The 21,534-nt window shown below is 63.5% G+C and carries 20 protein-coding genes; 8 read left to right on the top strand and 12 right to left on the bottom strand.

The features are described from left to right. Positions 1–9: 9 nt before the first annotated feature. Genes AOT96_RS15130 through AOT96_RS15095 form a run of 8 tightly spaced genes read right to left on the bottom strand, consistent with a single transcriptional unit; the run spans position 10 to position 7,596 of the window. Positions 10–1,191: an N-acetylglucosamine-6-phosphate deacetylase gene (locus tag AOT96_RS15130; protein WP_065351959.1), complete on the bottom strand. Its 1,182-nt coding sequence runs from the start codon at positions 1,189–1,191 to the stop codon at positions 10–12. After that, positions 1,191–1,883: an SGNH/GDSL hydrolase family protein gene (locus tag AOT96_RS15125; RefSeq protein WP_007734318.1), complete on the bottom strand. Its 693-nt coding sequence runs from the start codon at positions 1,881–1,883 to the stop codon at positions 1,191–1,193. The genes AOT96_RS15130 and AOT96_RS15125 overlap by 1 nt, the downstream gene beginning before the upstream one ends. Next, positions 1,880–2,587, bottom strand: a complete 708-nt coding sequence (locus AOT96_RS15120; protein WP_007734316.1) for an N-acetylmannosamine-6-phosphate 2-epimerase — start codon at positions 2,585–2,587, stop codon at positions 1,880–1,882. The genes AOT96_RS15125 and AOT96_RS15120 overlap by 4 nt, the downstream gene beginning before the upstream one ends. Beyond that, a complete protein-coding gene (locus tag AOT96_RS15115; RefSeq protein WP_007734314.1) occupies positions 2,584–3,513 on the bottom strand; it encodes an ROK family protein in 930 nt (309 codons plus the stop codon). Before AOT96_RS15115 ends, AOT96_RS15120 begins: the two co-directional genes overlap by 4 nt. A gap of 1 nt (position 3,514) precedes the next feature. Beyond that, positions 3,515–4,444, bottom strand: coding sequence for a dihydrodipicolinate synthase family protein (locus tag AOT96_RS15110; protein ID WP_054827935.1), 930 nt, complete (start codon positions 4,442–4,444; stop codon positions 3,515–3,517). A 46-nt stretch (positions 4,445–4,490) separates the two neighbouring features. Further along, positions 4,491–5,549 (bottom strand): Gfo/Idh/MocA family protein, encoded by a 1,059-nt coding sequence (locus tag AOT96_RS15105; protein ID WP_065351958.1) that lies wholly within the window; start codon positions 5,547–5,549, stop codon positions 4,491–4,493. Beyond that, positions 5,546–6,541, bottom strand: coding sequence for a Gfo/Idh/MocA family protein (locus tag AOT96_RS15100; RefSeq protein WP_065351957.1), 996 nt, complete (start codon positions 6,539–6,541; stop codon positions 5,546–5,548). Before AOT96_RS15100 ends, AOT96_RS15105 begins: the two co-directional genes overlap by 4 nt. Next, positions 6,538–7,596, bottom strand: coding sequence for a Gfo/Idh/MocA family protein (locus tag AOT96_RS15095; protein WP_065351956.1), 1,059 nt, complete (start codon positions 7,594–7,596; stop codon positions 6,538–6,540). The genes AOT96_RS15100 and AOT96_RS15095 overlap by 4 nt, the downstream gene beginning before the upstream one ends. A gap of 274 nt (positions 7,597–7,870) precedes the next feature. On the opposite strand from AOT96_RS15095, the gene AOT96_RS15090 reads away from it, so the two are divergent. From AOT96_RS15090 to AOT96_RS35720, 6 genes are all read left to right on the top strand, one after another. Continuing rightward, a complete protein-coding gene (locus AOT96_RS15090) occupies positions 7,871–9,496 on the top strand; it encodes an ABC transporter substrate-binding protein (RefSeq protein ID WP_065352853.1) in 1,626 nt (541 codons plus the stop codon). A 43-nt stretch (positions 9,497–9,539) separates the two neighbouring features. After that, on the top strand, positions 9,540–10,499 hold the full coding sequence (locus AOT96_RS15085) for an ABC transporter permease (protein WP_065351955.1): 960 nt from the start codon (positions 9,540–9,542) through the stop codon (positions 10,497–10,499). Beyond that, on the top strand, positions 10,499–12,577 hold the full coding sequence (locus tag AOT96_RS15080; protein ID WP_065351954.1) for a dipeptide/oligopeptide/nickel ABC transporter permease/ATP-binding protein: 2,079 nt from the start codon (positions 10,499–10,501) through the stop codon (positions 12,575–12,577). The genes AOT96_RS15085 and AOT96_RS15080 overlap by 1 nt, the downstream gene beginning before the upstream one ends. Further along, positions 12,574–13,392, top strand: a complete 819-nt coding sequence (locus tag AOT96_RS15075) for an ABC transporter ATP-binding protein (RefSeq protein ID WP_003945888.1) — start codon at positions 12,574–12,576, stop codon at positions 13,390–13,392. Before AOT96_RS15080 ends, AOT96_RS15075 begins: the two co-directional genes overlap by 4 nt. A 60-nt stretch (positions 13,393–13,452) precedes the next feature. Beyond that, positions 13,453–14,190, top strand: coding sequence for a FadR/GntR family transcriptional regulator (locus tag AOT96_RS15070; protein WP_007734278.1), 738 nt, complete (start codon positions 13,453–13,455; stop codon positions 14,188–14,190). A 67-nt stretch (positions 14,191–14,257) separates the two neighbouring features. Next, the gene (locus tag AOT96_RS35720; protein WP_003945810.1) at positions 14,258–14,413 is read left to right on the top strand and encodes a hypothetical protein; all 156 of its coding nucleotides are present in this window, start codon (positions 14,258–14,260) and stop codon (positions 14,411–14,413) included. 55 nt (positions 14,414–14,468) lie between these two features. On the opposite strand, the gene AOT96_RS15065 is transcribed toward AOT96_RS35720, so the two are convergent. Beyond that, the gene (locus AOT96_RS15065) at positions 14,469–15,584 is read right to left on the bottom strand and encodes an NAD(P)H-dependent flavin oxidoreductase (protein WP_007734277.1); all 1,116 of its coding nucleotides are present in this window, start codon (positions 15,582–15,584) and stop codon (positions 14,469–14,471) included. Further along, entirely contained in the window at positions 15,584–17,257 is a 1,674-nt protein-coding gene (locus AOT96_RS15060; protein WP_039973409.1) for an acyl-CoA synthetase, read from the bottom strand. The genes AOT96_RS15065 and AOT96_RS15060 overlap by 1 nt, the downstream gene beginning before the upstream one ends. 79 nt (positions 17,258–17,336) lie before the next feature. Here AOT96_RS15060 and AOT96_RS15055 point away from each other — a divergent pair, with 79 nt between their 5' ends. Then, positions 17,337–18,161, top strand: a complete 825-nt coding sequence (locus AOT96_RS15055; RefSeq protein ID WP_007734275.1) for a crotonase/enoyl-CoA hydratase family protein — start codon at positions 17,337–17,339, stop codon at positions 18,159–18,161. A gap of 137 nt (positions 18,162–18,298) precedes the next feature. Here the strand turns inward: AOT96_RS15055 and AOT96_RS15050 are convergent, their stop codons facing one another. After that, positions 18,299–19,273 (bottom strand): hypothetical protein, encoded by a 975-nt coding sequence (locus AOT96_RS15050; RefSeq protein ID WP_065351953.1) that lies wholly within the window; start codon positions 19,271–19,273, stop codon positions 18,299–18,301. A gap of 172 nt (positions 19,274–19,445) precedes the next feature. Beyond that, entirely contained in the window at positions 19,446–20,483 is a 1,038-nt protein-coding gene (locus AOT96_RS15045) for an LLM class F420-dependent oxidoreductase (RefSeq protein WP_019746980.1), read from the bottom strand. Between the two features lie 73 nt (positions 20,484–20,556). Here AOT96_RS15045 and AOT96_RS15040 point away from each other — a divergent pair, with 73 nt between their 5' ends. After that, the gene (locus tag AOT96_RS15040; protein WP_019746979.1) at positions 20,557–21,534 is read left to right on the top strand and encodes a Zn-ribbon domain-containing OB-fold protein; all 978 of its coding nucleotides are present in this window, start codon (positions 20,557–20,559) and stop codon (positions 21,532–21,534) included.

Raw genomic sequence — 21,534 nt, 5'->3', positions numbered from 1 at the left:
GTTGATTCCTCAGCTTTCGGTGTAGTTCATGAGCCAGTTCCCAGCGGCCATGACGGCGCGCGTTTCGAGTTCTGGACCGGTGACGATCAGATCGGCCCGGCAACCCGGCACGAGATCGCCGACTATTCCGGCCAGCCCCATCAGCGCAGCAGGCGTTGCCGTCGCTGCGATGACAGCCGAAAGCAGATCGACGCCCGCGTGATTGACGGCTCTGCGGACAATGTCCATCAACCGACTCGTCCCGCCGGCAATGGCCGTGTCCCCCTGGCCGGCCAGCCGCGCCACGCCACCGACCACGTCGACGTCGAGAGGTCCGAGTGGGTAGCGTCCGTCGGGCATTCCCGCCGCAGCCATCGCGTCGGAGACCAACGCGATCTGATGCGGACCGACCAGATCGAACACCGTCGCCACCGTCTCGTCGGCGAGATGTACTCCGTCCCCGATCAACTCGACCACCATCTGTCCTTTCGCGGCCGCGGCAAGACACGCCGCCACTGCGCCGGGAGCGCGATGATGCATCGGAGCCATACCGTTGAACAGGTGAGTGGCACTGAGCGGTGCATGCGCCGAGTGTGCGATCGAACGTGTCGCAATCGGGTTGGACGCATCGGTGTGTCCGATACTCACGACGGCCCGGTGACGCTCCAGCAATGAGGCAAGTTCGCCGAAGTGTGCTGTCTCCGGAGCGATCGTCATCGAGCGGATGTGCCCGCGGCCGGCTTCGAGCAGCGACTCGAGCAGAGCCGGGTCGCCGTCGAGAATGCTGTCGGGATCCTGGGCGCCACAACGGAGTACCGACAGGAATGGACCTTCCAGGTGAATTCCGGCCAGCGTGCCCTCGTCCACCAGTCCTGCCAGGAGCTCGATGCGACTGCGCAGGATCTGCGGCGGCGCGGAGACGAGCGAGCCGATCACCGAGGTCGTGCCGTTCGTCCGGTGGTGATCGGCAGCCACGGTGGATCCGAACTCGTCTGCCTCGGGGAAACCGAATCCGCCGGCGCCGTGGCAGTGAACGTCCACCAACCCCGGGATGATCGTTGTCCCCGCAGCTGCCCGTTCGGGTAACGGGTCGGTTCGCTGCGACGCGGGCCCGGCCCACACCACACGATCACCGGAAATCTCGACGACACCGTCCGGAAGCAGTTGCCCACCGGTCACCAGTTGTCCACGAAGAATTTGTCCACGATGCATCACGACATCACCTGCGGTACAACGGGAACTTCGGTATCCGCGATCGACAACTCACGGAGCACGGCGTCCGCGAGCACGTAGTGCCCTTGTTCGTTCGGATGGAATGCGTCAGCCAGGAGAGCCGGCGGTGGACCATCGGGAGAATGGGCCGTCCACTGCGCGTAGTGGTCGACGAACACAACGCGCGTCGAGGCGGCAACCTGCCGCACGACCTCGACGTACTGAACCAATCCCGCTCTGGTGGGCGCATTCTCGACGTCGATCGGTGGCGGCGTCTGCAGGATCGGCACCGCACCGATCGCTCGCGTCCGGAAAATCATGTCCGAGAGGTCGTCTCGAAACCGCTCCAGTTCTTCTTCGCCATCCAATGCGTCATTCGTACCGAGCATGATCAACACCACCGAGGGTTCGAACACTTCGATGCGGTGCGCGAAACCCGCACGCACATCGGAGGATCGATTGCCGCTCACCCCGGTGTTGACAAGGACGTGGTTGAACAAGGAAAGTTCACCACGGACGCGCTCGGCGCAGTGTTCGACGTAACTTCGATGACCGTCGGTGTGCGTCAATCCTTGAGTGATGCTGTCGCCGGTGAAGACCCACCGTATCGGCGTCGAGGAGTCGCCGAGCAAAGTCTCCAGCCGAATCCGTTCAGCGGTCCTGGATTTCAGAGCCTTCGACGTCGGGGTCACACCCTCGACCTTTCGGCGCCCGATACTGCCGCTGCGAACTTCGACGTGATGAACGCCGGATCCGTGATTGCGGTTCCGACAACCACCGAGTCTGCACCCAGGGCGATGGCGCGTGCCGCATCCTCCGGGCTGTGGTATCGCCCCTCGGCAATGAGGACTGCATCTGGAAGTGCCTGCCGCAGTTCCGAGATCAGCTCCAGGTCCGGGCCGGCCAGCCGTCGGCTGTTCTCGGTGTATCCCGCCAGTGTGCTGGAGATGATGTCGGCGCCCGACGCGGCGGCAGCGACGCCGTCCTCGAGTGTTCCACAGTCGGCCATGACGAGGCCGCCGCGATCATGGACCGCGTCGACGGTGTCGGCAAAGGTCAGCCCGTCCGGACGAGGTCGCAGCGTGGCGTCGGCAGCCACGATCTGCGCACCCGAATCCACGACTTCGAGGGCTGATTCCCTTGTCGGCGTGATGAACACGCCCTCCGAGCCGATCTTCGTCAAACCGATCACCGGTACCTTCACTGCCGACACGACTGCTGCGACATCCGGGGTTCCGCCCACACCGCCGCAGCGGATAGCCACCGCTCCCCCGTCGACCGCAGCGCGGGCCATCCTCTCGATGGTCCCGGTGTCGCGCAGGGCATGGCCGTGTCCGGCCTGACAGGACACGATCAGCTTCCCGCTGATGATCGTGAGCAATTCTTCGACAGTCACGGTGTTACCTCGATTCGTGTTGCGGCGGCCAGGAGCGCAGCGCCGACGAGCGGCGCATCGGTCCCCAAACGGGCAGGAAGAATGGCGGTTTCGGCAATGGGGCCCATCGCTTCCACCCGGAAAGCGGACGTCAGCGGAGACAGGAGGTCGGCTCCGATCTGGGCTGCGCCGCCGCCGATGACGATCACCTCGGGATCGAATGCAGTCGCGATGCCGGCCAGGACGCGGCCCAGCAGAGTACCGGCGTCGGAGACCACGGCACGGGCGATCGGATCGCCCGAGTGCATGAGCGCCACCACTGCCTGTAACGGTTGAGTGGGCACACCCGCCCGCGCTGCGTACTCGGCTGCCATCGCCGGGCCAGACGCGACTGCCTCGAGGTGATCGGTTCTGCCGCAACCGCAACCTATCGCCCCGGAGACCGGAACCAACAGATGCGCGAGCTCGCCGGCTGTTCCGTGGGCACCGTGGTACAGCTGACCGCCCACGGTCAACGCGCCACCGATTCCGGTACCGATCGAGACGAACAGTGCAGAGGTTCGACCGCGACCGGCGCCGATCATGTTCTCGCCGTGAGCCATCGCGCGCACGTCGTTGTCCACCGTCACTGGTAGGCCTGAGTGTGCCTCGAGTTCTCCGCGAACCTCGGCGCCACTCCATCCAGACAGAATGTCGGAGGCGAAGACGACGCGGCCACGCACCCGATCGATGATTCCCGGTGCACCGACTCCGATTCCGGCTACCGTGTGATTCGCCCTCAGACGGTCGATCAACGCGGTAGCGGTCCCGAGAACGGCTTCCCTACCCGCCGTCGGTGTTGCCGCACGAACGGTGTCGATCACGTCTCCGTCGGACGTCACCACCGCGGCAGCCACTTTGGTGCCGCCGATGTCGATGCCGATCCATCGCTTCTGCCCAGATGTCATGTCAGAGGAGCCCCGCCTGTTCCAGAACGACCTTGATCGTTGCGGTCTCGGACTCGTCGAGCGAGAGCATCGGGGCGCACATCGTGTTGCCGGTGATGACGCCGCGCAGGGCCAGAGCCGTCTTGAATGCGCCCAGACCCGCGGCACCGGCACTGACGCGACCCGGTGTCGGTGCCTCGACGATGGAGAACAGATCGGTGAGTCGATCCTGCTCGGCCTTCGCCGCCGCCCAGTCTCCTGCCTGCGCAGCGCGCCACAGTCGCACGTAGCCGTGCGGGTCCACGTTCGCCAAGCCGGGCACAGCGCCCGAAGCACCCATCAGCAGGCATCCGTCGACGACTACCTCGTGCCCGGTGAAGACAGCGAAGTTTTCGAGCCCGGCCGACTGACGGAGCAACATACGGAAACTGACGTCGTCGCCGCTCGAATCCTTCACGCCGGCGATGACTCCCTCGCGACCGAGCTCGACCAGCATTGCCGGGCTGAGCTTGCTGTGGACACGAACCGGGACGTCGTAGGCGAACAACGGAAGATCCACTGCGGCGTGGATGGAGCGGAAATGCGTTGCCGTCTCGACTGCATCGGTGATCGCGTAGAACGGCGCCGTCGCGACGATGGCATCCGCGCCCGCTTCACGCGCCTGCTCGGCAACGGCGATGACCCGGTTGGTGGTCATGTCGTTCACTCCGACGAGGACCGGTACCTGGCCGCCGACGTGACCGATGGCCGTCTGCACCACCTGGGCGCGCTGAGCGTCGGTGAGGTAACCGACCTCACCCGAGGAACCGAGGACGAACAAGCCGTCGACTCCGGCTTCGATCTGCAGTGAGAGCAGGCGTTCGAGCGACGTGGTGTCGATCTCGCCCTCGAGCGTCAATGGTGTGACGATCGGCGGGACGATTCCGCTGAAGGTGGTGGTTTCCGTGCTCATGGGGTCTCCATATGTTGGTTGTCGGATTGAGTTGTGGGTGCGGCTGTCAGGGAGAAACGGAGACCGGCTGACCGCTCGAGGCGGACAGATAGGCAGCGTCGATCACGCGCATCGACGCGCGGGCGTCTGCCACGGTGTAGTCGGGTTCGGTCCGTGTGGGGAGTCGATCGAGCACGTGAGAGAGAAAGCTCGACACCGCGTTGTCGGAACCGAAGCCGCCGATGGGTAGTGCGGTCACGTCTCCCGAGGCGACGAAGTGGGTCACGGCAGGTTTGTCGTCGTCGGAACTCGCGTATCCGTGGGAGCCGAGGACCCGAACCGTCGCGGTATTCGCGCCGAAACCCGGTGCTGCGGGGATTCTTCCGACGGTCACCGTCGCGGTGACGCCGTTTTCCAGGGCGAGCGAGATCAACGCCGTGTCTTCGACGCCGAACTGCTGGTGGGCCCCGCCGTACAGTGTGCTCGTCTCGGCGTACACCTCGGTGACGTCCAGGCCGGTGAGGTATCTGAGGTAGTCGGCGGCGTAACCGGCGAAGTTCACTACTTCTCCCCCGCCGGAAAGCGCGGGATCCACCACCAGTTCGGGACGCTCGACGGACGTCGCGAAATGTGTTCCGCTTGCGAGGAACTCGATGTCCACGTGGCGCGGCAGTCCGAGATTTCCGGCGTCGATCCAGCGGCGCAGTCGCCGGAGCGCAGGTGAATGAGTGCGGTTCACCACCGTACAGATTCGCCCGTTCGACCGTGCCGCTTCCTCGACCGCCGCGGCCTCCGACTCGTCGATACCCACCGGCTTGTCCACCAGGACGTCGAGTCCGGCGTTCAATGCGGAAATCGCAAGCCGTGCATGCCTGGTCGGCTCACTGCAGATGATCGCCAGGTCTATCCGTTCGGGGTCGAGCAGCTCGCCGAGTTCGTCGATCCACTCGATGTCTGCGGCCTTTGCCATCGCGATTCCGTCCTCACGAATCCAATCGGGGACCGAGGATTCGTCGGAGGCCCCGACCAGGCTCACTCGAGGATCGGAACGCAACAGGTCTGCATAGGAGCCGGCATGCCTGACGCCGCTGACAAATCCGACGCGGATCGAACCGGTGCCGGTCATTGGTTTTCTCCGATCGAGACAGCGCGGCCGGTGTCGAGCGATTGCTGGGCAGCGATGGCAGTCGCGAGAGCTGCACGCACCTGCCAGTTCTCGACTATCGGGCTCGCGGAACCGTCGAGAGTGGCGATCCAGTGACGCATCTGATGCGACATCGCGTCCTCGATCGACGACGGCGGCGCGTTGGTCGTGTCCGTCATCAGTCCCGGGTCGTCGCCGGTGTCGTGCGCGAGCGTGCCGGAAGTCCCCGACACCACGATCCGGCGTACCATCTTTCCCGATTGTGGTAGCGCGTAGGCCAATTCGATGAGAGCCAGCGATCCGTCCTCGAAGCGAACGGTCAGATGGAAGCTGTCGTGCACGGGCATCCCCGCCGCGAAGGTGGGGAAACTACGAGCGAACACACGGGTCGGACGACGACCGATCAGCCACGTCACCAGATCGAGTGCGTGGGTTCCGTTGTGAACGGGGTGACCACCCGAACGTTCCTTGTCGTGTTGCCAGCCTCGCCAGCCCCCTGGCCAGACATGGCCGGTGTACCAACTGAGATGGATCAACCGGGGGTCGCCGATGGCACCTTGTGCAACCGAGTTTCCGATCGAGGTGATCGACGGCTGGAATCGTACGGTCTGTCCGACCATCAGTGAGGTGCCGCCACCTTCGGTGGCCTCGACCATGGCGTCGAAGTCCGCGACTGTCAGCGCGGCCGGCTTCTCCACGTGCACATGCTTTCCCGCGCGGCCCGCGGCTATCGTCACGGGTGCGTGGTCGGGAGTGGCCCCGACGACGTTGACCGCCTGCACGCTCGGGTCGGCGAGAATCTTCGCCAGATCGGTACTGGCCTTCGCGCCCGGCGCCAACGCCGCAACCGATGCGGCCCGGTCCAAGTCACTGCCGAATACGTAGGCGACTTCGACCGACGGGATGCGCGCCAAGGCGCTGACGTGGTCCCGCGCGATTCCGCCACTTCCGATGACGGCTACACGCACCGTCACTTGGCACTTCCCGAGAGCGCTGCCGGTTCGCCGCCACCGAGTCGCACCTGTTCGGCGACGACGAGTGCGCGTTCACGTGCGTACGTCAACGGCGAGTCGGGATCAGCCTTGCCGTCGAGAACTGCTGCCATCTCGTCGATTTCGTGACGAATCGCAGCCTGCATCCACAGCGAGGATCCTCCGTTGCCCGAGTTGTACTTCTGCGTCCTGCTCGCAGCGTCGATCAACGATTGGTTCTCGGCGTCGACGTCGAAGATCGGCCACGACTCTACGACCTGTCCCCCGCGCAGTCGGCTGACCCGGCCGGTGTGGAAGTCCGCGTGGACCGAACCTTCGGTGGCATCGACGGTCAGCTGCCACGACGAAGTGTGTGACCGCGTCGAAATGGTGTGTCTGCCGATCGCGCCGCCGGCGAACGACACCACTGTGTTGCGGAAGCCGTCGTCCGCGGTGGCGATGCTCGACACGGCAGTCACCTCGCCGCCGAGCCAGCACATCAGGTCCAGTTCGTGAATCTCGTGAGTCAGTTCTCCACCCGTTCGGCTCTTGTCGAGCTTCCACCACTGTGGATCTGCGCCGTCGGTGTCGATCCAGCGTGAGCGAGACGTTTCGATCGCAGCGACCTCGCCGAGCTCCCCCGACGTCAGCAGGTCCGCCAGCCGTCGTACACCCGGCATCATCCGCATGATGTGCCCGACCATCAACGGCGAACCGCTCGCGTCGGCGCTCGCGATCATGTTCTGCGCATCGACCAGTTCGACGGCGAGTGGCTTCTCGACAAAAACTGCCTTGCCGTGTTCGAGCGCCGCGATGGCAGGTTCGGCGTGCGCGTGATTGGGCGTCGCGACGACAACGAGGGCCAACTCCGGGTGAGCGGCCACCGCGTCGTGATCGTCTGTCGGGGTTGCCGAGAACTCTGCGGCGACGTCCTTGGCCCGCTCGAAGTCACGGTCGCACAGCATCGTCAGTTCGAAACGTGGATGGGCAGCCAGCTCGCGAGCGAGGGAACTACCGAAGAATCCGCAACCGACCACACCGACTTTGTATCGGGTCATGAAGTCTCCAAAGATTGGATGAGGGATGTCCTATGTTATACGGCCAGCGTCATCGCTCGTCAATTCGACGCCGGTAACACAGTCTTCATCTATGCAGGTGAGCGCACTATTTTTGGCTCGAATCCGGCGAAACGTCGAAGTTCGGCGCCGCCAGTTCCGAAGATTCTCTAGACGCTTTCTGATCCACAATGTAAGTTACGCAACATCGGACGTCGAACATAGGACATCCCCTATCCACTCCCTTGATGTCCCGCTCCCCGCCTTGGAGGCCGCCTTGAAGAACGAACGACCGCTGAGCTCCGCGTTCACCCGCCGAGACCTGTTCCGGTACACCGGGCTACTGGGAGCTGCAGCAGGTATCACCGCGACTCTCGCGGCCTGTGGCGGCGGGCCGTCGTCGACCTCGGTTGTCGGCGGTTCCGCGAGCACCGGCGATCTGACCACCGCCATCGGATACGGCAACGACCAGAGCTTCGACCCGATGCAGACTGCATCCGGTTTCCTCATGGCAGCGGTCAACCACGTCTACGAGGGACTGCTCGAAAACGATCCAGGCACCGGTGAGACGTATGCGGCGCTCGCACAGGCCGTCCCGACCGACGCCACCGCCTCGAGCTGGACCATGAAAATCCGCGAGGGAGCAACCTGGCACGACGGCACCCCGGTCACTTCGGACGACGTCGTCTTCACCTTCGATCGCATCCTCGATCCACAGCAGAACGTACTGATCCGCTCCTTCTTCTCCTCCTGGCTGCAGTCCGTCACCAAGGTCGACGACCAAACGGTGACCCTGAACTTCAACTACCCGTTCAGCGCTGCCGCACAGCGTCTCTCGATCGCCAAGATCATGCCCAAGCACGTCTTCGACGGCCACTGGGACGAGGCCAAGTCCGGAGCGCTGGTCGTCGGTTCCGGTCCGTACAAGCTCAAGAGCCACACCCCCAAGAGCAACACAGCTTTCGAGGCCTTCGAGGCGTACAACGGGCCGCGTCCGGCCAACTTCGCGACCATGAACTGGCTCTCCATCGTCGACACCTCCTCACGCATCGCGCGCGTCTCGGGCAACAATGCCGGTGCACAACTCGCCGACAACATCCCCGTCGCCAACGTCCCCACTCTGACCTCCGGTGGGCGCACCGTCGAGGGCAACCCGGGCATGAACCTCATGTACCTGCTCTTCGACACGACTCAGGCACCGTTCGACGACGTTCGTGTTCGCCAGGCGATGTTCTATGCGATCAACACCCCGAAGATGATCGAGATCGCCCTCGGCGGCAAGGCAGCACCGGCCACGAGCTACCTGTACGAGCGCAACCCCGACTACGCGCGAGCGTCCACCGTCTACTCGTACGATCCGGACAAGGCCCGCTCACTCCTTGCTGCCGCCGGCGTCAGTGGCCTCGACCTGACACTGCTCTCCACCAACGTCAGCTGGCTGAGCGACTGCTTGCCGACCATCAAAGAGTCGTGGGACGCAGTCGGATTCAACACGACGCTCGAACCGCAGGACACCAGCGCCATGGTGAGCAAGCTCAACAGTGGCCAGAAGTTCCAGATCGCCGCCGGTACGTCCAACCCGCAGGCATTCGGCAGCGACGTCGACCTTCTCGTCCGCTACACGTACAGCAAGGGCGGCTTGTGGACGAAGACCTACGCCAAGTGGGACGACACCCCCGAAGCGCAGAAGATCTACGCCACCATGGACGAAGCCACCCGCGAGACCGACCCGGCAAAGCGCAGCACCCTCGTGCAGTCGTACCTGAACCAGATCGCCGAAAATGCTGTCTACTACCCGGTTCTCCATCAGGAGCTCCTGACTGCGTGGGATCCGAAAAAGATCGCCGACGTCACTCCGCTGCCGTACCCCGGCGTCAACCTGCTTCAGGCGAAGCCGGCCTGATACCCGCCCGCTCGGCCGTTTCCCACAACTGAGAGATCCCCCGATGGCAAGAGTCCTCCCCATGCTGATCAGGCGATTACTGATACTGATCCCCCTGATCCTCGGCATCATCGCGTTCGTCTTCATCGTGATGCAGTTCGCGCCCACCGATCCCGCAACCGCGGCGTTCAACGGTGGCAACCCGACTGCGGAACAGTTGCAGCAGTTCAAGGAAGAGAACGGACTGCTCGATCCGCTTCCGCTGCAATACGTTCACTTCGTGACCGATCTGGTCAGCGGCAACATGGGTGACAGTCTGATTTCCGGTACCCCGGTGTTGGATTCGATCTCCACCGCTCTGCCACTGACCATTCAGCTCACGGTTCTCGGACTGGTGATCGCCATCGTGCTCTCGCCGATCTTCGGCGTCACCAGCGCACTGTTCCGCGATCGTTGGCCGGATCAGGTCATCCGAGTGATCTCCCTCGGTGGTGTGGCGGCACCGTCATTCTGGTTGGCACTGCTGATGATTCAGTATCTGGCTGTTCAACTCGGATGGTTCCCCACCGGTGGCTACGTCAATCCGAGCGACTCCGTCAGCGACTGGCTCTGGTACATGGCGCTCCCGGCACTGTCCCTGTCACTGCCCGTCGCAGCACAACTCACCCGCATCATCCGCACGTCGATGGTCGAGGAGTTGGACAAAGACTACGTCCGGACCGCGATCGGCAGCGGCCTGCCCTATCACGTGGTGATCGGACGGAATGTGTTGCGTAACGCGCTGATCAACCCGCTCACCGTCCTGGGCCTCCGTGTCGGTTACCTCCTCGGTGGCGCTGTGGTCATCGAGCAGATCTTCGGCCTGCCCGGCATGGGTCAGCTCATGATCAACGGCGTCACCAACGGTGACCCCGCAGTCGTTCAGGGAGTTGTCATCGTCATCGCGGTCGGCTTCGTCGTCGTCAACCTCGCCGTCGACATCCTCTACCTGCTCGTCAATCCACGACTTCGGAGCGCAGCATGATGAGAAGAAAACTCACCGAGAAGCTTTCGCGACCCGGCATCACCTTTTCTCGCTTCCCCCTCTCGGCCTGGCTGTCGATGGCGGTTCTCGCGATCATCGTGCTCGCCTGCCTCTTCGCGCCGCTGATCACGCAGTACACCCCACTCGAACAGGCGGTAGGTACCGCGGGCCCCAGCGCCGACCACTGGTTCGGTCAGGACAGCCTCGGCCGAGATCTGTTCAGCCGCTTGCTCTACGGCGGACGCTGGTCGCTGACCATCGGTCTCGGTTCCACCTTCCTCGCACTGTGCGCCGGCGCTCTCATCGGATCGGTGGCCGCAACGAGCCGAAAAGGCGTCGACGAGACCATCATGCGAGTGCTCGACGTGGTCATGGCGTTCCCGGGCATTGCGCTCGCTGCCGTACTCGTCGCGGCCTTCGGTGGTTCGATCCCGGTTCTGATCGTCACTATCGCGTTCCTCTACACACCGATGGTGGCTCGCGTCGTTCGCGCGAACGTTCTCGCTCAGTATGGTGAGGACTACGTCGCGGCCGAAAAGGTCATCGGCGCAAGAACTTCACACATCGTAGTCAAGCACGTCGTAGCCAACTGTGCTGCGCCCGTTCTCGTCTTCTGCACTGTCATGGTCGCCGACGCCATCGTGCTCGAGGCCAGCCTGTCGTTCATCGGAGCAGGTGTGCGTCCCCCGGACCCGTCGTGGGGATCGGTGATCGCCGACGGCAAGAACATGGTCCTTCTCGGTGGTTGGTGGGCAACGGTGTTCCCCGGTCTGCTGATTCTTCTGACGGTGCTATCCCTCAACGTGCTCGCCGAGGGCCTGACGGACGCGATGGCCGATCCGAGTCTGAAGAAGACCAAGAAGACGCCCTCCGCACTCCAAGCAGCGCAGACCGCCGCAGCGGAGGAGACCTCCAACGAACTCATTCTGGAGGACGAAGCCGCATCGGTCGCCAACACTCCGGAGTTGATCGACGACTTCGCCGACCCGAGCGTCGTGAAAGATGTCCTGAAACCGGCCGCCGAGCCGACTCCTCTCGAAACTCACCTGAAGATCCTGGCGGAAACCGAGCGATCTCGGTCCGATCGTCTTGTGTACGAGGGTGATGCCGCACCACTCCTCGAGGTCCGCAATCTCACGATCCGGTTCCCGGAACGCTACGGAGACACGGCGATCGTCGACAACGTGAGCTTCACCGTCCGCCCGAACGAGACGATGGCGCTCGTCGGCGAGTCCGGTTGCGGAAAGTCGCTCACGTCGCTGGCGATCATGGGTCTGCTACCCAAGACGGCAGTGGTGACCGGCGAGATCCTGTTCGACGGAGTCAACGTCCTCGAGCTGAACAACCGGGAGCGAAACAAGCTACGCGGACACGACATGGCCATGATCTACCAGGATGCGCTGAGTTCACTGAACCCGGCGATGCTGATACGCGCGCAGTTCAAGCAGCTCACCAAGCGCGGCGGTACCCGCACAGCCGAGGAACTGCTCGAACTCGTCGGACTCGATCCGGTGCGCACTCTCGCCAGCTACCCACACGAGCTTTCCGGTGGTCAGCGCCAGCGCGTTCTGATCGCCATGTCGCTCACCCGCAGTCCACGGTTGATCGTCGCGGACGAGCCCACCACCGCCCTCGACGTCACCGTCCAGGCCCAGGTCGTGGACTTGCTCAACGATCTTCGGAAAAAGCTGGGATTTGCAATGGTCTTCGTCAGCCACGACCTGGCACTCGTAGCCTCCCTGGCCCACAAGATCACGGTGATGTACGCCGGTCAGGTCGTCGAGTCGGCGCCCACGAGTGATCTGCTCGTCGATCCCCGCCACGAATACACCCAGGGCCTTCTCGGTGCCGTTCTCTCTATCGAGGACGAAGCGCCGCGACTGCATCAGATTCAGGGAACTGTTCCCTCGCCCGGAAACTTCGCGGCGGGTGACCGTTTCGCCGAGCGTTCCACTCGCCCGGACTCCGACCCCCTCCGTAAGCCGGAGATGGTCCGGGTCGATGGGACCGAGCATTGGTTCGCCAACCAGTCCGCGACTCCCGTACGTACAGAATCGGAATTGGAGAGCGTGCGATGACTACAGCTGAAGCACCCATCCTGGAACTGAAGAACATTCACGTCGTCCACAAGACCCGTTCGGGATCACTGTTCAAACCCGGCACGGTTCACGCGGTCAACGATGTCAGTATCGACGTACGACGAGGGACGACGATCGGCATCGTGGGCGAGTCGGGTTGTGGCAAGTCCACTCTGGCCAAAGTCATGGTCGGACTGCAGAAACCGACGTCGGGCGACGTGGTCTTTCGCGGCCGAAGCGCTCTGACCCGGTCGGCCGGCGTGCGCAAGGAGTTCGGCCGGGCGATTTCGATCGTCTTCCAGGATCCGGCTACCGCGCTCAATCCCCGAATGACGGTGGCCGACATCCTCACCGATCCACTCGACGTCCACGGCATCGGCAACCGCGCGAGCCGGACCGCCCGAGTTCGCGAGCTGGTCGGTTTGGTCGGACTCCCCCAATCTGCGCTCGAAGTCATCCCGAGCCAGATCTCCGGCGGTCAGCGGCAACGTGTCGCGATCGCGCGTGCACTCGCGCTCGAACCTGACGTCATCGTGGCCGACGAGCCGACGTCGGCGCTCGACGTCTCGGTGCGAGCGCAGATCCTGAATCTGCTCAGCGACATCAAGGCTCGGTTGGGGCTCGGCATGGTGTTCATCTCGCACGACATACAGACGGTGCGGTACGTCTCCGACACCATCGTCGTCATGAACGCCGGGCGGATCGTCGAGCAGGGAACGGCCCAGGAAGTATTCGACAGCCCGTCCGATGCGTACACGGCCAAACTGCTGGGTGCGGCGCCCAGCCTCCTGCAACGCACCGTTGACGTGGGTTGACCAATGGAGCGGATGACCGGACATAGGATGAAGGACGTTCGTATCAGAAAAGGGGAATCGATGTCTGTCCGGAGTGGCACACAGGGCGCTCGTTTCAGCGCGCAAAACCGCATGCGCGCACTTCAGACGGACATCATGAACTTGATCCTCGAACGCAGGCTCTCCCCCGGCGACCCGATGCCCACCGAGGCCGAACTGTCCGAGGAATTGGGTATCGGCCGAAACACGCTCCGGGAGGCGCTCAAGGTTCTGCAGGCCTTGGGTGTCGTCGAGATCCGTCACGGCTTCGGAATGTTCGTCGCCCCTAGCAACTTCGACGCTCTCGCCGACGGCCTGACCTTCCGTGGCCGGTTGTCCTTGCAGGGCACCGGGCACGAGGCGATGGAACTGGTCGACATTCGTCAGGCACTCGAGACCGGACTGATCGGTGCGGCGATGGCCGAGATGACGTCGGCCGACCACGCCGACCTCGACGAACTCGTCACCGGCATGGAGGTCCGTGCCGCAGCCGGGAAGAACTTCTCCGACATCGACGCGACCTTCCACTCCCGCCTGTACTCCCCGCTGGACAACCAGGTCCTCGCTCAATTGATGGACGTCTTCTGGCAGGTGTACAGCGAGATCCAGCAGGCCATCGGGCATTCGGATACGCCACTGATCGACATCGCGTCGAAGCACCGTGCGATTCTCGACGCGATCCGTACGGGTGATGCAGTCGAGGCGGCGCACACTCTCGATGTGCACTTCGGTGGCCTGCGCGAGCGGATCGCCAGTCTCCATGCGTCGGAAGCGCAGTAATTTCGAAACACGTGATTTTGCTCCGCTGGCTCACCATCGCGCCCGTTCTTCCGGCAAAATTACGGGTATGAAGAACCCGAACCTGACGCCTTCGCGCGTTCTCGCAGTTGTCCTCGCTGCCGCCCTGGTCATTTTCGTGATCGCACGCCGCCGCGACGACGGCGCCCTCAGTCGCGGAGAATGGTTGTCGGACACCGTCGGACCGGACGACCTCGCCGGCTGAAACGACGTGTGCCCTCGGCCGAAACTCGGCCGAGGGCACACGCACGTGTCATCTACTACTTCATCGAATCCAGTCGGGTTCGCGCGTCCTCGAACCCGGACACCAGCTCTGCCATGACCTCGGCGACCGGGCGGATCTCGTTCATCCGTCCCACGATCTGACCGACGGGCATTGCCACAACTTCCGGGTTCTCCGATGCAGCGATTCTCTGATGAGCGTCGCTGACCAGAAGGTTCTGCAGCGGCATCGGCAAGGGCGCCGGTGCTCCCGGGTTCGACCAGGCTTCCGTCCACTTGGTCTTGAGCAACCGAGCGGGCTTACCCGAGTAGATGCGCGAACGAACGGTGTCGGCCGACGTCGCGCCCAACAGTGCACGCTGAATAGCGGACGGGCCATCGCCCGATGCACTGCCGAGTTTGTATTCGGACGTGGTGAGCCAGTACGAGCCCATCCACACTCCGGACGCACCGAGTGCAAGTGCGGCAGCCACCTGACGGCCGCTGCCTATACCGCCGGCAGCCAGTACGGCAGCTGAATCACCCAGTGCATCAACGATTTCCGGAACGAGAACCATCGACGCAATTTCGCCGGTGTGACCGCCGGCCTCGTAGCCCTGCGCGATCACGATGTCGACACCGTTCTCGACGTGACGACGCGCATGCTCGACGGCGCCGGCCAGCGCTGCTACCGGTACGCCCTTCTCGTGCGCCTGATCGATGACGTCCTTCGGCGGTGATCCCAGCGCATTCGCAATCAACGCAATCCGGTGTCCCAGAGCAACATCGACGTGTGACCGCGCCACCGAGTGAAGCCATCCCAGTACGCCGGTCGCATGCTCGACGTCGTCGGAAAGCGGCGGCACACCGAGCTCGTCGAGCGTGCGGTTGACGAAGGCGCGGTGCTCCTCCGGAATCAGCTTGTCGAGATCGACGGCGCCGCCCTCGGTCGGCACCTTGGCCGGCATGACGATGTCGACGCCGTACGGCTTACCGTCGGTGTTCTCGTCCATCCACGTCAGTGCGGCTTCGAGCTCTTCCGGGTCGTTGAACCGGACGCAACCGAGCACGCCCAGACCTCCCGCGCGGCTGATCGCGGCCGCGACGTGCTCGGAAGGAGTGAATCCGAAAATCGGGTATTCGATGCCGAACTTGTCGGCGAGATCCGAACGCATCAGGCTTCCACGCTTTCGTTTGCGGACGCCACAGGAGCGCCGTTTCCGTTGTGATCATCGGCCTCGCGCGATTCCGTTTCGGCCTTCGCCCAGCGGTAGTCGGGCTTGCCTGCCGGGTTGCGCTTGATCTGGTCCACGAACCACACGCTGCGCGGAACCTTGTATCCGGCAATCTCTTTGCGTGCTGCGGTGGCGATGTCGTGCAGCGTCGGCGACGTGCCTTCGCGTACCTGGACCACTGCGGCAACGCGCTGACCGAAGCGCTCGTCGGGGATACCGACCACCAGGACGTCGAAGATGTCCGGGTGCGCCTTCAAAGCGCCCTCGACCTCTTCCGGGTACACCTTCTCGCCGCCGCTGTTGATCGACACCGAACCGCGGCCGAGCATCGTGACCGTGCCGTCGGCTTCGACCTGCGCATAGTCGCCGGGGATCGAGTAGCGAACGCCGTTGATGGTGCGGAAGGTTTCGGCCGTCTTGACCTCGTCCTTGTAGTAGCCGAGCGGGATGTTGCCCTTGCGAGCGAGCATGCCGCGCTTGCCCGATCCGGGTTCGACCTCGTTGCCGTCGTCGTCGAGAACCGTTGTGGAGGCGTCGATCTTGACCGTCGGACCGCCAGTGTGCTTCTGACCCTTGCTCAGCACGGCCAGTCCGCCGAAGCCGGTCTCGGATGCTCCGATGGAGTCGGTCAGCAGGCGGTTGGGCAACAGTTCGAGGAACTGCTCCTGGATACTCGGCGAGAAGAGTGCAGCACTGCTGGCCATCACGTAGAGCGTCGAAAGATCGTACGGCTCACCGGTCTCCGGGTTTCCGGCGATGAGTGCGTCGAGCATCGGACGGCCCATCGCGTCACCCGTGATGAAGATCAGGTTGACCTTGTGCTTGTCGATGTTCTGCCACACCTCGTGGGCGTCGAATTCCGGGTGCATCAAACAGGTTCCACCGCCGAAGAGGCTGTGGAATACCGCCGACTGCGAACCGCCGTGAATCATCGGAGGGATCGGGTAGCGGATCATGCTCGGGTTGGCTGCGCCGACCTTCGCCATCTCGTACTCGTCCTCGACCGGAACTCCGGTGACGAAGTTGATGCCTCCGCCGAGAACACGCCACCAGTCCTCGTGACGCCACATGACGCCCTTGGGACTTCCGGTGGTGCCGCCGGTGTAGAGCATGAAGATGTCGTCGTTGCTGCGCTCTTCGAAATCACGCTCACCCGAACTCTGCGCGAGTGCGTCCTCGTAGCCGATGCCGAAAGCACTGAAGTCCAGATCGGTGCCGTCCTCGACCACGATGACGGACTTGACCTTGGGAGTGTTCGGCAGGACGTTCGCGACCTTGTCCGAGTAGCGGCGCTCGTGAATGAGCGCAACCATGTCGGAGTTGTCGAAGATGTACTGCAACTCGTTCTCGACGTACCGGTAGTTGATGTTCACCATCACGGCCCGGATCTTGAAGACCGCGACCATGGCCTCGATCGCCTCGATGACGTTCCGGCAGTAGATGCCGACCTTGTCACCCGGCTGAACGCCATGTTCACGCAGGTAGTGACCGAGGCGGTTTGCTCGGTCCTCCAACTGTGCATAAGTCATCTCGCGGTTGTCCGAGACCAGCGCAACGCGGTCCGGAACGAGGTCGATTGCGTGCTCTACGAAGTCTGCGATGTTAAGGGCCACGAGTTCAAAGTAGAACGTGTTACCGTTTCTGGCAAGACCCAATTTGAGAGCCAGCTCACAGACCCGCCAGGAGCCATCAGTGTCCACTTCGACGACCGAAAAATCAGACATTTCGGAAACCGCGCCGCATTGCCTCGTGGAGAAGCGTGGCCACGTTCTCATCGTGACCATGAATCGCCCCGAGCGTAAGAACGCCATCACCGGCGAGATGATGGCGATCATGGTCGACGCCTGGGATCAGGTCGACAACGACCCCGAAATCCGTGTCGCCATCCTCACCGGTGCGGGCGGCGACTTCTGCGCCGGCGCCGACCTCAAGAACATGTCCGCCAAGCCGCCGGGAGATTCCTTCGCGGGCGGTGGCGTCGACATGTCCAAGATCGAAGGCCTCCTCAAGGGCCGTCGGTTGACCAAGCCACTGATCGCCGCCGTCGAGGGTGCAGCTATCGCCGGCGGAACCGAAATCCTGCAGGGCACCGACATCCGCGTCGCGGGTGAGAGCGCCAAGTTCGGCGTCTCCGAAGCCAAGTGGGGGCTCTTCCCGCTCGGCGGTTCCGCAGTGCGTCTGGTGCGACAGATTCCGTACACGATCGCGGCGGACATCCTGCTCACCGGTCGTCACATCAAGGCTCCGGAGGCCAAGGAGATCGGGCTCATCGGCCACGTGGTCCCGGACGGCCAAGCCCTCGACAAGGCGCTGGAGCTCGCGGACCTGATCAGTGCAAACGGCCCTCTCGCCGTGCAGGCGATTCTCAAGACCATCCGCGACACCGAGGGCATGCACGAGGAAGAGGCCTTCCAGATCGACGCACAGCTGGGTATGAAGGTGTTCATGAGCGCCGACGCCAAGGAGGGCCCGCGGGCTTTCGGTGAGAAGCGGGCGCCCCAGTTCAAGGGTGTCTGACCCACCCCTGTCTGAGCCACCCCCGTCTGACCGACCCCCGCCTGAGCCCCCTTTCCTGTCCGCTCTCGGTCCCACCCACCCCCTTTTCGAGCGAACGTACCTTTCGGCGCCTTCAGTGCGCCGAAAGGCACTTTCGCTCAGCCGGTTTCGTCCAATTTCACCCATCTCGACCTCGCGAACACCTGCGGCCGGGAACGTGACTGCGCCAATCTGTAGTGCGCACGCAGGTCCTCGATCACGCGATCAGGGTCCGTTCGCAGTGCACTGGGCACCGTCGGCAACACGATGATTCCCGCATTCTGCATACGCGTCCGACGCTCCACCGTGCGCTTGTAGTCCGTCGGCGCGGCATGCCATTCCAAGGAGTCGATGTCCCACGCGAAGGCAACCGAATCGATCCATCCGTCCGGAACTGCGATGAAGTCCCCGTTGGCATCCCGGATCTCATGGTTGAACAACATTTCCGGCAGCCCGCTCCGCTGCCACAATTTTCGCGCGTGAACCTCCGGAACCGAGTGGACGTTCGCGTTCACTTCGCGCAACACGACCCGAGGTAGCGCGGAACCCCGACTGCTACCCGCTTCGAGTTCCTTCGCAAGTTCGCGCACCGAGACATCGCCGCGCTGAACAGCCTCAGCGATGAGTGCCCGTGTGGGATCGAGCGCCTTGTACCGCCTCGCAGCGTCGAGTAACGCTCGCGGCAGCGGAGCACAGCGCAGACCGTTCCGAATCTCCGGCTCGGGCAGTCGAACAGTGCGCTCCACCGTGACGAACCCAACCGATTGAACTCGACGGTCGATGGGGATGAGCACCTGCACATCCCCCGAGTGCGTTCGATATCCGTACTCCGACATGGCTGATCGCCCCGTCAGCAGGGAATCGTCACCGCTCAACATGAGCGCAGCGATCGAGCGTTGACGTGGCGTCGGTTGACCGTTTCTGAGCAGAATGACCCCCGGCAATATGCGCTGCCACGGTCCACCTACCCGACACCGGGTGTGCACTGCGGAGTTGGACACGCCCAATCGCGCCAACTCCGCCGTTCGGATCACTCCGCTTCGACTGACGCGGTAAATCGCGTCCAGATCATCGCCCCACGTTCCTCGCCGCATGGTTGCAGCATGACTCGAGCATCAGCGCGGGCCCCGGCGGCGAACTGGGGTTTCGGTGCGCCTGTGGATAACTTTGGGCGAGCGAAAGGTACGTTCAGCGCCTCAGATGCGCTGAACGTGCCGTTCGCTCGAAAAAAGGGGGGGTACCGCTCGAAAAAAGGGCGGGCCTCGCTCAACCACCCACCGCAGCTGCAAGCTCACGCACATGGTCGGCGTCGCGGCAGGTCACCAGCAGCATCGTGACTCCGGCTTCCTCCCAACGCTTCACGTCTGCGCGCACCTCGTCGACGTTGCCGATGATCATGGTCTCGGTGACCATCTCGTCGGGGACGACGGCAGCAGCTTCGTCCTTGCGGCCCGACATGAAGAGGCGACCGATCTCGTCGACCTCCTTCTCGTAGCCCATCCGCTTGTAGACCTGCGCGTGAAAGTTCAACTCCGGGGCGCCCATTCCGCCGACGTAGAGGGCGGTCATCGGCTTGAGAGCGGCGATGGCAGCGGCGCGATCGTCAGTCACGATGACCTGGCACGTGGCGGCCACCTCGAAGTCTTCGCGACTGCGACGGGCCCCGGCGCGCGCGAACCCTTCGTCGAGCCACTTGTTGTACATCGGGGCCAGGCGCGGGGTGTAGTAGATCGCCAGCCAGCCGTCGGCGATTTCACCGGCGAGCGCGACGTTCTTCGGCCCTTCGGCGCCGAGCCAGATCGGGATGTCCGCACGCAGCGGGTGCGTAATGGGCTTGAGCGGCTTGCCAAGTCCCGAACTGCCCGGTCCCGCATACGGCAGAGGGTAGTGGGGGCCGGGGCTGGTGACGGGCGCTTCACGGGCGAGGACCTGGCGCACGATCGAGACGTATTCGCGGGTGCGCGCGAGCGGCTTCTCGAATGGCTGGCCGTACCAACCTTCGACGACCTGCGGTCCGGATACGCCGAGCCCGAGGATCGTTCGCCCACCGTTGAGGTGATCGAGAGTGAGCGCGTGCATGGCACAGCTGGTCGGTGTTCGCGCCGAAATCTGTACGACGGAGGTGCCGAGACGGACGTTCTCGGTGCGCGATCCCCACCAGGCGAGCGGGGTGAACGCGTCCGAGCCCCACGACTCCGCCGCGAAGACCGCGTCGAATCCCGCGCCTTCCGCGGCCTCGATCAGTTCCGGGGCGTTTGCCGGCGGCTGCGCGCCCCAGTATCCGAGTTGCAACCCAAGCTTCATCGCAGGCCTCCACATTGCCGGTGATCAGAAGTGACTCTTGCCACAATCTCTAGAACCTGTTCTACTCGATCTTGTGACCATCGGAAAGAGCGGGGTGGCCGACAAGCCCCTGAGCGCACCATTGAATCTCCATTTCGACTACACCAGATCGACGGGACCGACCATCGGCGCGTTCGTGACTGCCCTGCGTGATCGCAAGGTGATCGGCGCACGTGGGTCGAACGGTCGTGTCTTCGTGCCGCCACCGGAATTCGATCCGGATACGGCCGAACCACTGACCGACTTCGTCGGAGTCTCCGACGGCGGAACGGTCGTGAGTTGGACGTGGATGCCCGAACCCATCGAGGGTCAACCCCTGACGAAGCCTTTCGCGTGGGCCCTGATCAAGCTCGACGGCGCGGACACGTCCATGCTCCACGCAGTCGACGTCGACTCCCCCGACGACATCAGCACCGGCCTGCGGGTTCGTGCTCGCTGGGCGTCGGAGCGGATCGGGCAGATCAAGGACATCGAGTGCTTCGAACCAGGTGAGAGCGAAAATGGAATCGCGACAGTCGATTCCAGCGCCGATCCTGTCACCATGATCACGACGCCTGTCGACCTGCACTTCATGCATTCCGCTTCGGCCGAGGAGAGTTTCTACCTCCGTGGTCTCGCAGAAGGCAAGCTGATCGGTGGTCGCAGCGGACCCGAAGACAAGATCTACATCCCACCGCGCGGCGCGAATCCCACCAACGGGAAGCCGACGAGCGAGCAGATCGAACTGCCGGACAAGGGAATTGTCACCACCTTCTGCATCGTCAACGTCCCGTTCCTCGGGCAGCGAATCAAACCGCCCTACGTGGCCGCCTACGTGCTTCTCGACGGGGCCGACATTCCGTTCCTGCACTTGATTCTCGAATGTGATGCCGCGGACGTACGCATGGGCATGCGCGTCGAAGCCAAGTGGAAGCCTCGCGAAGAGTGGGGTTACACCCTCGAGAACATCGAATACTTCCGGCCGACAGGTGAACCCGACGCCGAGTACTCCACCTTCCAACACCACCTGTGA

Source organism: Rhodococcus sp. 008, from assembly GCF_001682295.1.
Lineage (GTDB): Bacteria > Actinomycetota > Actinomycetes > Mycobacteriales > Mycobacteriaceae > Rhodococcus_F > Rhodococcus_F qingshengii.
Note: the sequence above shows the minus strand (reverse complement) of the source record. Positions and strands in the feature narration are given on the sequence as shown.

Coding starts and splice junctions, on each gene's coding strand:
- AOT96_RS15130 (WP_065351959.1), bottom strand. CDS start 1,191: ATGCATCGTGGACAAATTCTTCGTGGACAACTGGTGACCGGTGGGCAA.
- AOT96_RS15115 (WP_007734314.1), bottom strand. CDS start 3,513: ATGACATCTGGGCAGAAGCGATGGATCGGCATCGACATCGGCGGCACC.
- AOT96_RS15110 (WP_054827935.1), bottom strand. CDS start 4,444: ATGAGCACGGAAACCACCACCTTCAGCGGAATCGTCCCGCCGATCGTC.
- AOT96_RS15105 (WP_065351958.1), bottom strand. CDS start 5,549: ATGACCGGCACCGGTTCGATCCGCGTCGGATTTGTCAGCGGCGTCAGG.
- AOT96_RS15095 (WP_065351956.1), bottom strand. CDS start 7,596: ATGACCCGATACAAAGTCGGTGTGGTCGGTTGCGGATTCTTCGGTAGT.
- AOT96_RS15085 (WP_065351955.1), top strand. CDS start 9,540: ATGGCAAGAGTCCTCCCCATGCTGATCAGGCGATTACTGATACTGATC.
- AOT96_RS15080 (WP_065351954.1), top strand. CDS start 10,499: ATGAGAAGAAAACTCACCGAGAAGCTTTCGCGACCCGGCATCACCTTT.
- AOT96_RS15075 (WP_003945888.1), top strand. CDS start 12,574: ATGACTACAGCTGAAGCACCCATCCTGGAACTGAAGAACATTCACGTC.
- AOT96_RS15070 (WP_007734278.1), top strand. CDS start 13,453: ATGTCTGTCCGGAGTGGCACACAGGGCGCTCGTTTCAGCGCGCAAAAC.
- AOT96_RS35720 (WP_003945810.1), top strand. CDS start 14,258: ATGAAGAACCCGAACCTGACGCCTTCGCGCGTTCTCGCAGTTGTCCTC.
- AOT96_RS15065 (WP_007734277.1), bottom strand. CDS start 15,584: ATGCGTTCGGATCTCGCCGACAAGTTCGGCATCGAATACCCGATTTTC.
- AOT96_RS15050 (WP_065351953.1), bottom strand. CDS start 19,273: ATGCGGCGAGGAACGTGGGGCGATGATCTGGACGCGATTTACCGCGTC.
- AOT96_RS15045 (WP_019746980.1), bottom strand. CDS start 20,483: ATGAAGCTTGGGTTGCAACTCGGATACTGGGGCGCGCAGCCGCCGGCA.